At 44.1% G+C, this 8,843-nt stretch carries 11 protein-coding genes and 1 pseudogene; 2 read left to right on the top strand and 10 right to left on the bottom strand.

The genetic code is table 11. From position 1 onward, the window contains the following. Window positions 1–1,287, bottom strand: a 1,287-nt coding sequence (locus tag H6G83_RS34070; RefSeq protein ID WP_190480487.1) for a hypothetical protein, incomplete at its 3' end; no start/stop codon positions are given. Window positions 1,288–1,319: 32 nt separating this feature from the next. Between H6G83_RS34070 and H6G83_RS34065 the strand changes: the two genes are divergently transcribed. After that, window positions 1,320–1,868, top strand: a complete 549-nt coding sequence (locus tag H6G83_RS34065; protein WP_242045002.1) for a hypothetical protein — start codon at window positions 1,320–1,322, stop codon at window positions 1,866–1,868. Between the two features lie 229 nt (window positions 1,869–2,097). Here the strand turns inward: H6G83_RS34065 and H6G83_RS34060 are convergent, their stop codons facing one another. From H6G83_RS34060 to H6G83_RS34020, 9 genes and pseudogenes are all read right to left on the bottom strand, one after another. Continuing rightward, a complete protein-coding gene (locus tag H6G83_RS34060; protein WP_190480485.1) occupies window positions 2,098–2,292 on the bottom strand; it encodes a hypothetical protein in 195 nt (64 codons plus the stop codon). A 340-nt stretch (window positions 2,293–2,632) separates the two neighbouring features. Continuing rightward, window positions 2,633–3,259: pseudogene (locus H6G83_RS34055) on the bottom strand (Uma2 family endonuclease). A 53-nt stretch (window positions 3,260–3,312) separates the two neighbouring features. Continuing rightward, complete coding sequence (locus tag H6G83_RS34050) at window positions 3,313–4,362, bottom strand: hypothetical protein (protein WP_190480491.1); 1,050 nt, start codon at window positions 4,360–4,362, stop codon at window positions 3,313–3,315. 38 nt (window positions 4,363–4,400) lie between these two features. After that, the gene (locus H6G83_RS34045) at window positions 4,401–4,541 is read right to left on the bottom strand and encodes a hypothetical protein (RefSeq protein ID WP_206759025.1); all 141 of its coding nucleotides are present in this window, start codon (window positions 4,539–4,541) and stop codon (window positions 4,401–4,403) included. Between the two features lie 20 nt (window positions 4,542–4,561). Then, the gene (locus tag H6G83_RS34040; RefSeq protein WP_190480480.1) at window positions 4,562–4,765 is read right to left on the bottom strand and encodes a hypothetical protein; all 204 of its coding nucleotides are present in this window, start codon (window positions 4,763–4,765) and stop codon (window positions 4,562–4,564) included. A gap of 17 nt (window positions 4,766–4,782) precedes the next feature. Beyond that, window positions 4,783–4,989, bottom strand: coding sequence for a hypothetical protein (locus H6G83_RS34035; protein WP_190480478.1), 207 nt, complete (start codon window positions 4,987–4,989; stop codon window positions 4,783–4,785). An 89-nt stretch (window positions 4,990–5,078) separates the two neighbouring features. Continuing rightward, window positions 5,079–6,644, bottom strand: coding sequence for a hypothetical protein (locus tag H6G83_RS34030; RefSeq protein WP_190480476.1), 1,566 nt, complete (start codon window positions 6,642–6,644; stop codon window positions 5,079–5,081). 346 nt (window positions 6,645–6,990) lie between these two features. Further along, the gene (locus H6G83_RS34025) at window positions 6,991–7,311 is read right to left on the bottom strand and encodes a helix-turn-helix domain-containing protein (protein ID WP_242045000.1); all 321 of its coding nucleotides are present in this window, start codon (window positions 7,309–7,311) and stop codon (window positions 6,991–6,993) included. A gap of 572 nt (window positions 7,312–7,883) precedes the next feature. Next, entirely contained in the window at window positions 7,884–8,321 is a 438-nt protein-coding gene (locus H6G83_RS34020) for a hypothetical protein (RefSeq protein ID WP_190480472.1), read from the bottom strand. Between the two features lie 194 nt (window positions 8,322–8,515). Here H6G83_RS34020 and H6G83_RS34015 point away from each other — a divergent pair, with 194 nt between their 5' ends. Further along, entirely contained in the window at window positions 8,516–8,758 is a 243-nt protein-coding gene (locus H6G83_RS34015; RefSeq protein WP_190480470.1) for a hypothetical protein, read from the top strand. Window positions 8,759–8,843 lie beyond the last annotated feature (85 nt).

Raw genomic sequence — 8,843 nt, 5'->3', positions numbered from 1 at the left:
TACACAAATCTCACCATTTTTTAACTCTTTGGATGGGATTATCATGCCTCTATCAAATGTGATAGCTCTGCCGATGGCAATATCACGCCACTCTTTTTGGACAAATCTACTCAGTTCCTTCCGAACTTTCTCAGTTTCTAAAAGCTGATTATGACCCCCAGTTAGATCAGCTTTGATGATTTTGTACATCAACAAATCATCTTTAGGTGATGCTTCATCTTCATCATCTATTTCCAATTCTTCTTCATCTTCATTTTCACTTAGCAATTCTAATTGTTCTGTAAGTGTTCCATCAGCAATTTGCTCAGTAATTGTTTGCTGTAGTGAGGCGATTTGTCCCTCAGTGAAAGCCTTGCGTTGTTCATATTTCTCGCAGTAAAGTTGAGCAACTTTTCTGGGGTCGGACTGCATTTCGGCTAATTTTTGAGCCTGCGCCTCTAGTTCCTCCGCGAAGTCTTTGATGCCTTGGGGGAAGGATGCTATCAGTTGAGATATGGCGGTCTTTCCTTTTTGAGACTGGGACTTTTCACCAAGCCAGATTTTCTGTCTATATAATCCTGGTTGAATCTGTGGCTTAATAGCTTCACCAGGGCGATCCTTGTCTGTGCCTTTGAAACTGGATAGGGGGAGAATAATATCGATTTTGGGGTGATTGTTAGGATCTGCGTATTTTACTTCATGTAGATCATATGGTCTTAATGTTCCTTTCCCAAATCTATATTTAGTATCCTCACCATCAGCTTCTTTCCATCCAAAGCGGTGCTGAATCACACGGTAACTTTTATCTGACTGTTCTTGACGCTTAGTCAATTTGTCATAGAGTTCGGTTGATATTTGCCCATAGCAATCACCTACTAATTTAAACGCTTCCTCCCTATCAATAATACCTCCATTCTCTCCTTTCTCTTGAGAATCATCTACAACTAAAATATTTAACTCTTCATGAAGCGAGTTTTTACAAGCACCTAGAAAAATGGAACCGTATGCACCACGGTCTTTCCTATCTGGGCAAAGTTTTTCAATTTCTGATAAACATTCTGGAGAGCCGTATAGTAACCTTGTTTTAGAAGATAGTAACAGAATATGTCCATCTGGATGATTTCTTAAATCTTCTGCTTTACTATACTCATCTGTATGTCCAAAAGAGAATTGTTTGCCGGGGAAGTAAAATTCTAGTAGTGTATTATTTAGTTCTTCGGCTAAAATTGAATTAGGATTTTTCTGATTGCCATCAGTATGAATCCATTGATTTAATCGGGTGTCAAAATGTCTAAATTCTAAAGTCATAACTTTATTTTATAAAAAATTAGGAGTTGATTATGTCAACAGTTGTGAATATGTCTCGGATTAAACGTTGGCTAAATATGCACAGCGAAGAATTTAATGTCGATGGAAGTTTAAAGCCGGAAGCTAGACAGCAAATGTTATCCAAGGGAATGAGTAATGAAGCAATTGATGATTATGCTCGTAGACTGAAAATCAAATATGACAAATGGAAACTCCTAGATGAAACCCAACCTGAAGACTGGCCCATATACACCGCTTACGACTTTTTCACAGAGGAAGAAAAGCGGCAATTTAACCCAGATGGTTCTCTCAAACCAGAGTATCGAGAATCCGAATTGGCGAGTGGAACCAGCGAAGATTGGTTGGATGAAATGGCAAGGCGTAAAAGGCTGGAGGTTGACCGTTATAATAGAATTTCTGCCGAATATGCCGAACAAGGTATCAACTTTGGCAAAGAACAAATGGAAGAAAAGCTAGCCTCAAGTCGTACATATCTAGAACGCCTCAAACAGATGCAGCAAGACTTAGCTAACTTTGAAGAAGAAAGCACTCTGCCATTTGACCCTAATACATCGTTTTAGGTGACGTACTCCATGCGATCGCACTTCTCCCTTGCTCTTTGGATCAGCGATCGCACATAACCAAATCTTTCTTGTGCCAAAACGTAAACTCATAAGCACTCGTCCTTGGGAAACTGAACATTTACGTGACTTTCACAAAGCTTAAATGCCCCTTTTGGAAAGTGCGAGAAACTATAGTACTGTTTTTTTCAGTACTATAGTTTCTATGAAAAGGAGCGAATGTATGATATTATTGCAAGCCTAGATTTTCGCGCATTGGTGTAGGGTTTGAACTAGCCTCGTTCGGGCAAGGTGTAGGGAACCCAGAGGAATGGCAACCACGCTCGATACAAGTACCGTCTTTTTCAGGCGATCGCCTGGGTTCCCTTGGTCTTTGTATTGGCGATCGCACATAAATCTTTCTTGTGCCAAAACATAAACTCATAAGCACTCGTCCTGTGGAAACTGAACATTTACGTAACTTTCACAAAGTTTAAATGCCCATTTTTGAAAGTGCGAGACACTTTATTACTATTTTTTTTAGTACTAAAGTGTCTATGAAAATTGGAGAATGTATGTTATTTCTAATATCCCCGTTCGGGCAGGGTGTAGGGGACACAGTGCAAGAGCAACCACGCTCAATACAAGTGCCGTCTTTTTCAGGCGATCGCACTGTTTTTCGGGTCGTCTAACGAAATCGCATTGCTCCCTAACTGAAGTGGGTTAGGTAGCTTGGTAGGTGCAAGCAGAACAGTTGCTCAACCCTACAAACCAGTTGCATTGATTCAGTCAAATTCAGGTGGCCAAAGTTCTGCGATTGGCTTCGCCAGTGCCGGAGGCAATCGCTAATTCCCAACCAGGGAGTAACTCTGGTAGAGTCAGCTTGTCATTACTTCTTAAGACAACTGGTTCAAGGTTACGGCGGTAAACTGTCACCAAAAGTTTGTCAGGGTCAATGAGAATACCCACTGTGGAGCCAAGTTCTAGGAATAGTTGAATTTTTTCTTGCAGTGGTTTGATGCGTTCGCGTAGCGTGTCCGAAGGACTCTCGCTTTTAGATTTGACCTCAACAGTGAGATCCGGCACTAACTCCACAAAGTCACGCTGAGTTTTTTAAGTCGTTCAGCCCGAACAAAAGACACATCCGGGGCGCGTAAGTTTCTTTTTTCCGGGTCGCCTGTCTTTACATCTGTCTCCAGACTGGGCAAAATAAAACCAGCACTGGAACCAGTCACTCTGCCTAGCTTGCGAGGCATGACCCACATATTCAGGAACGTCAGCAGACGAGAACCAATTTCGTCTGACTCGTAATCGGATGGCCCCATAACGATGATGTTTCCCTCGACTAACTCCATCCGCAAATCGGGATGTTGTGATTGCAATTGTTCTAAGTCTTGGATGGTTAGAGACATAAGCCATAACTCGCTTCATGGGCGATTTGTTCTTATCTTAAGCCATGTGCTACTCATTCCCCCACCGGATACCGCCGCATCATCTCCGCCAAAGCCACAGCCTCCCCACCCGGCGTGTACACAACCTCACCCGACATCGCAATCACAATCCTCTCCTTCCTCGCCCGCTCGAACCAAGCGAACGCCTCCGACTTAGCCTGCTGCACCTCCGGCTTCCGTCCCTCCTTACAAGCAGCCACAAACACAGCCTCCGGTGATTTGACCCCTTTCCAAGTCCGCACCGCCTCTTTCAAGTAAGCGATCGCACCCGGCACATTGTCCCAGTACCGCTTGACGGTGCGCTGAATCTCCCCATTTAACCGAAACTGTGGCGTACAAGGAATCTCCCTCAACTGCTGCAAAACTTCCTGTACCTCCTGTTGACTCGGCTGTACTGATTTTTCCACAGGCTCAGTGTAATCATCATCATCAGAGTCTTCGTTATGAAAACCTGACACGGCGGCGGAAGAATGACCCCCATGATGGTCTATCTCGCTAGTCGAGTCATCTTGTTCTGATTCATCAACGTAGTGAGTATCTTGGGGTAGCTCTAACTCTGGGGCTTGGCTCGACCCTTCCTGGTCACATTCCAAAATCTCGTTTTCCAGCTCCTCACTTTTAGAAGGCTCAACAGCACTGTGTTGTTGTGGTTTTGAAGTTTTAGGTTGGTTTCTGTGGTGTTGTTCTGCATTGAACCTGGAATGTTCAGTTTTGCCTGTGCGGGGTTCAAGTAGCTTATTCAGTACATTAAAGTTTAATTTATACTGCCAAGTCCTATCCTGTCCGTTACCTGGATTCTTCTGCTTCTCGATAATGCCCATCTCTTCAAGTAGTGCGATCGCAGCCCGAATCACATGAAGGCTATGCTCACCCATTAGGTCAGCGTAAATCCGCTTGAGGGGCTGATACACCCAAGGGGTACGGTGATTTTTCATTTTCCACTTTGTCCAATGGCGGAAATACTCAATCAGCTTGGCGGCGCAGTAGTTACCAGTGATGTCGAGGTATTCCCGGCGCAGAATGACCAGGACAGAGAATTTCTCAGTAGATGCAATGCTGCTCATATCTCACCTTTCATATATGTTTGCAGAAATTGGTAAATCTAAAACGGCACATCTTCATCTGGCGCTTGTGACCAGAACTGCCTCAACATCTCTTGTTTGGCTAACTGAACTTCTTGTTTCTGTTCGGGAGATACTTCACCAACTAACTGCGATACCTCATCCCTCTGCTTTTGCTTCATCTGCTCGGTACTAATGGCTCTTAGTGCCACGGGTTCCGCTTGACTCTGCTGGGAGGGGCGGAAACGACGGCGACGGTACAAAAAACGGAAGTGGCGTTTATCTTGTGGAGGCAGCGATCGCCAAACCTCAGCATCCCAGCCGGGGGGTATAAAATCGGATGACGGGGGTAACAGAGTTTGTACTTGCGCTTGTAGTTGTGCGATCGCAGTTCCTTGTGCTTCAATTACCTTGTTCTGCTGTTCAATTTTTTCTAATAGCTGGGTCTACGCCTGAATTTTTGGCACTGATTTTTGCTCTTTCAACGGTGTCCCTAATTCGTTTCCAAGTTTTGTAACCTAGCAAGGCTAACAATTCGGTTGCTAACCAATACTCAATACCTTGTTCATCAATTTTTTTGATTTGGTCAAAAGGGGTATCTGTAGCTTCTGATGATGTAATGAATTTCATAATGACTCCAAATTTTGACGCATGAAAATATCAGCAGCAGTTGAGTCATGCCGCATTCGGTTGTTTGAGCTATTGAGTAGTCGTCAGCCCTACAACAGCCGTAATTCTTTTTTGAAATATCGGTCAGTCTTTTTCGGGCGGTCTTTCCAATGCTCCCAAGCCACCCAAACTTCATCGCCCAGGTCTTCTATAACTTCACCTCTGGCTTTGTATAAGGCACTGTAAATATCAGCGTGGGCAACGATAGACCCGACACCTATAGTTTTGGGTTGTGCGGACTTCTCTAGAGCGGTGATTAGCTCTACCTCTTGTGGGGTCAACTGGGCTAAGTAATCTTCTTCAATAACTTCGTACTCTTGGGCTACCGTTAAATAGTCCTGCCAAGTACACCCAGGTTTGGCCAGCACAGCCCGAATATCACTCACAGCTTGGGGTAATAGTTGCAACTGCTCGGCTCGATATGCGATCGCTTGCGGTGTTGGCTCACTCCCCAGAAGCACAGCCGCAGCTTGCAGCGCTTGGGCATTGTTCATCGCCGTCGCCAAATTACCGAGCGCAATACCCATGAGCCGTAGACACTCCTGGGCATTTTCCTTGGGCGGTTCAACTGCTAGCGATCGCAAATCGATGGTCTGCTCTAGCGATCGCAAGACTTCCTTATTGAGTACCTTAGCAGCCTGCTTAGTAAGAGTATTACCCCACTGCTTGGCGGGGTGTTCTTGTACCGCGTTTTCTAGCTCCTGATTACGTTGCCTTAACTGCTCGTTCTCGTCCCCCAACTTTCTAAGAGCTTCCATTTCGTCCAGGCGTTGCTGCATCTGTATGATCTGCTCTTTCTGCTGTTGGTATAATTTTTGCCATGACGAGAGTTGTTCCTGCATCTGCTGTTCAGCTTTGGCTGTGGCTTCAGACTGTAGACCAATCCTCAATTCCTGTTCTAGTCGCTCAATTTTTTGCTGATACTGTTGTTCGATTGCGGCGATCGCCTCGGTGTATTCTCTTGGGTATTTGCGCTCAATGGTCAAATCATCATTATTGACCAACAGTTTCTCGCCATCACTAAAAGTTACAATCTGCTGGGTTGGGTTTGGCGGGTCTGCTTCGATGGTTCCAGATTCACCGTGTCTTGGGTGATCTGGTGACGTAACCGTAACCGTGGGAAAACGAGGAACCATTGGTTCTTGATTTTTGGGAACCATTGGTTCCTCAGATGAGGGTTTTTGGCGTGGGCGTGGAGTTCGTGGAACCACTTTTTGAGCCGCAGATGCAAAATCCGATGCGCTTGGGGAGGGGTTCTCTTTGACTGCGTAAGCCACAGCTTCTTTGAGCTTTTCTGGTTCCTTGACCAAACGGAGTAGGGGACGGGCTTGACGCTCATTCTTGATGTGCTGCCCTAACTCACCTACCGTGTCGATGACTTTTTTAGCCCCCAAGAGTTGGGTGATTCTCCGATATCCACCCCATGCAGATAACTCACGGTGGCAGTATTCTTGAAAACTGGCGTACCCTGCTTTAAGGTAAAGCTCAGAGTCACGCATTTGCAGGAGTTCGCCCACAGCTTGCCACTCGAAACGGTCGAGGGATGTGAAGGTTTCTTTAATGCTGGAGTTGAGCAGGTTGTAGTCAGGGGTTGGAGTTTTTTCCAGTGTCAGCATATTTTTTGCTCACGATGGTAAATGCTCATTCGAGTTAGGGACGCAATTTAACCAAAGTGAACATTGATGCTGATGTGGTAGGTTTCCCCCAAATATGTCAGCATTATATTTAGCTCACTTTGTTGTCTAACGATTTGAGTTGGCGATCGCACTTGCTTGGTAGGCGGCGATCGCTCTCAAAAAACTTCAACAACCTTGCAGCTTTCAATTTCAACTAGTGAGACTTAAAACTTTGATACTAAATGTTTAAAGCTTTAAATCTTGAGTTGATAATCTATATAACAAGGTTGCTATTGAGACTAAGTATTTAATTTAAGTGTTAATCAAATCCAAATCAGTTTTATGCTTATGCCGCTTCTGTCATTAAACCTGGAGATTCATCATCAGCAGAAAATGGTGTGGATTTAAGATTACTGACAGTGCTAGTTGACTGTTGAGTATCATGTTTAGCTGATTCTTCTGCACTATCAGGCTCATAGCGCAGGAAATCTCCAGGTTGAGCATCAAAAACTCTGCACACTATTTCTTGAGTTTTCTGATCAGGATAAACATTGCGCTTATTATAGAGGCGATAAGCAGTAGCTTGGGGTAGCCCAGTCTTTTTATGAAATTGATAAGCCGTTTCTACTCCTTTAGTTGCTAAAAACTCCTTTAAAACATTAATCATTGGCATTCCCAAATGACTCCTATATGTATACTACCTCCATCTAATGGCACTATCATTAGATGATAAGCAATATTGATTGACCATCCTCATTGTGATAGCTAACCCTCATATCACGATAGCCTCCATCATTTGACACCTCCATTGCATGGAGGTATATGAGATATATAAGAAAGCAAGTCCTCCGTAAGACTACGCTAAACAGGGGAGCAAGCAAGTATCACACATCTGAAGAGTGAAAACACAATTTCATCAAGCACATATGGTAGCCCCAAGCATTCAATCGTTATCTAGTGCAACTATCTTGTTCTTGTCTTGGTAATACTCAACTGCCACTGGTTTTTGCTTTCTTTGTTAATGGCTACGCTACACCAAATCTTGATAAATGCGTTGTGCCTTCTCCACAACGTTGTCTATAAAAACCAAAGGCAACCGCCCGTCCTGACAAAACTAGCGATCGCCTTTTACCTTTTAGTAAGATTCTTAATTATGGACAGCAACCCCAAGGCGAACAAACGATAGCCCAGTCAGATAATACCAAAACAGACACCACCAAGTAATTGACACTATTTGTTTCAACGATTGTTGAAATTACCCTGCTTTAGCTCCACCCCAGGCGTTGCGCCCGGAGCTTGCTGTTGGATTGCAGGTGGGTTTACACCAAGGGAAGGCGATCGCACAACGGACTTATTGCAAGCGGCGGCGAGGAACGCAAACATTCCTAAAATGGCGAAAGATGTAATAATCACTTGTTGTACGGAGGCAAATACCGAGCGTTCTTTTTCCTTTTGGACAGCAATGCGATTGACCTTATCTTGAAATGCCGAGAAATACAGATAGTCTAATACTTTTTGACATAAGGTAGGGTCTTCACCTTGCTGTACTTTTTGGCATAAAAGGGTTTCTAGTTTTTCTCGGCGGAGAGTGGGGGTTAATAAATCTTCTTCACCCCACAGTTTTACTTGGGTTGTATCAACGGAAACGGATGACTTGTCAATACCTAGTAAAGTCATATATCACCTTAGAACTTAAACTTTATTAATGGTCAATTATTGAGGAAGTAGGTGTAGGTAGTTGCCATACACCTACATGGATACATGAAAAAATGGAACTCTCGACCTAACAAAGTTTAAGTGTGCTATTAAAAAAGAACTAGCAACCAGGGTTCTGAAAAAATCAAAACTCTGGTTGCTAGTAAAATTGGGAAATGTATGCTATATTTGCCAGTCCAAATCTTCAGTTGGGGATGGAGATGGAGATAAAACCTGTGCCTTGGGTGATGGTTGGGGTGAGTCTGATTCCAGGGGATTTGTCCCATCTTGAAAAATCTCCTGAGACAGTGTGCGCCCATCGCCATCGATGTCGCTATTCAAGAAATACTCCAGAACCTGCGGCGGCGCACCATCAATTGCTGCTTGTGATCAATACCTTAGCCAAAATCAGAGAGTGAAGAGGTAGGGCGTTTCGTAGTAGAGTTGTTGTCTCTCACAACGACAACTCAAAAACCACTTATCGCCCATGCCCGATATCTTATC

The sequence above is a fragment of the Anabaena azotica FACHB-119 genome, from assembly GCF_014697625.1.
Taxonomy (GTDB): Bacteria; Cyanobacteriota; Cyanobacteriia; order Cyanobacteriales; family Nostocaceae; genus Trichormus; species Trichormus azoticus_A.
This window is presented reverse-complemented; position numbering and strand designations above follow the sequence as displayed.

Coding starts and splice junctions, on each gene's coding strand:
- H6G83_RS34065 (WP_242045002.1), top strand. CDS start 1,320: ATGTCAACAGTTGTGAATATGTCTCGGATTAAACGTTGGCTAAATATG.
- H6G83_RS34060 (WP_190480485.1), bottom strand. CDS start 2,292: ATGAGTTTATGTTTTGGCACAAGAAAGATTTATGTGCGATCGCCAATA.
- H6G83_RS34050 (WP_190480491.1), bottom strand. CDS start 4,362: ATGAGCAGCATTGCATCTACTGAGAAATTCTCTGTCCTGGTCATTCTG.
- H6G83_RS34045 (WP_206759025.1), bottom strand. CDS start 4,541: ATGAAGCAAAAGCAGAGGGATGAGGTATCGCAGTTAGTTGGTGAAGTA.
- H6G83_RS34035 (WP_190480478.1), bottom strand. CDS start 4,989: ATGAAATTCATTACATCATCAGAAGCTACAGATACCCCTTTTGACCAA.
- H6G83_RS34030 (WP_190480476.1), bottom strand. CDS start 6,644: ATGCTGACACTGGAAAAAACTCCAACCCCTGACTACAACCTGCTCAAC.
- H6G83_RS34025 (WP_242045000.1), bottom strand. CDS start 7,311: ATGATTAATGTTTTAAAGGAGTTTTTAGCAACTAAAGGAGTAGAAACG.
- H6G83_RS34020 (WP_190480472.1), bottom strand. CDS start 8,321: ATGACTTTACTAGGTATTGACAAGTCATCCGTTTCCGTTGATACAACC.
- H6G83_RS34015 (WP_190480470.1), top strand. CDS start 8,516: ATGTATGCTATATTTGCCAGTCCAAATCTTCAGTTGGGGATGGAGATG.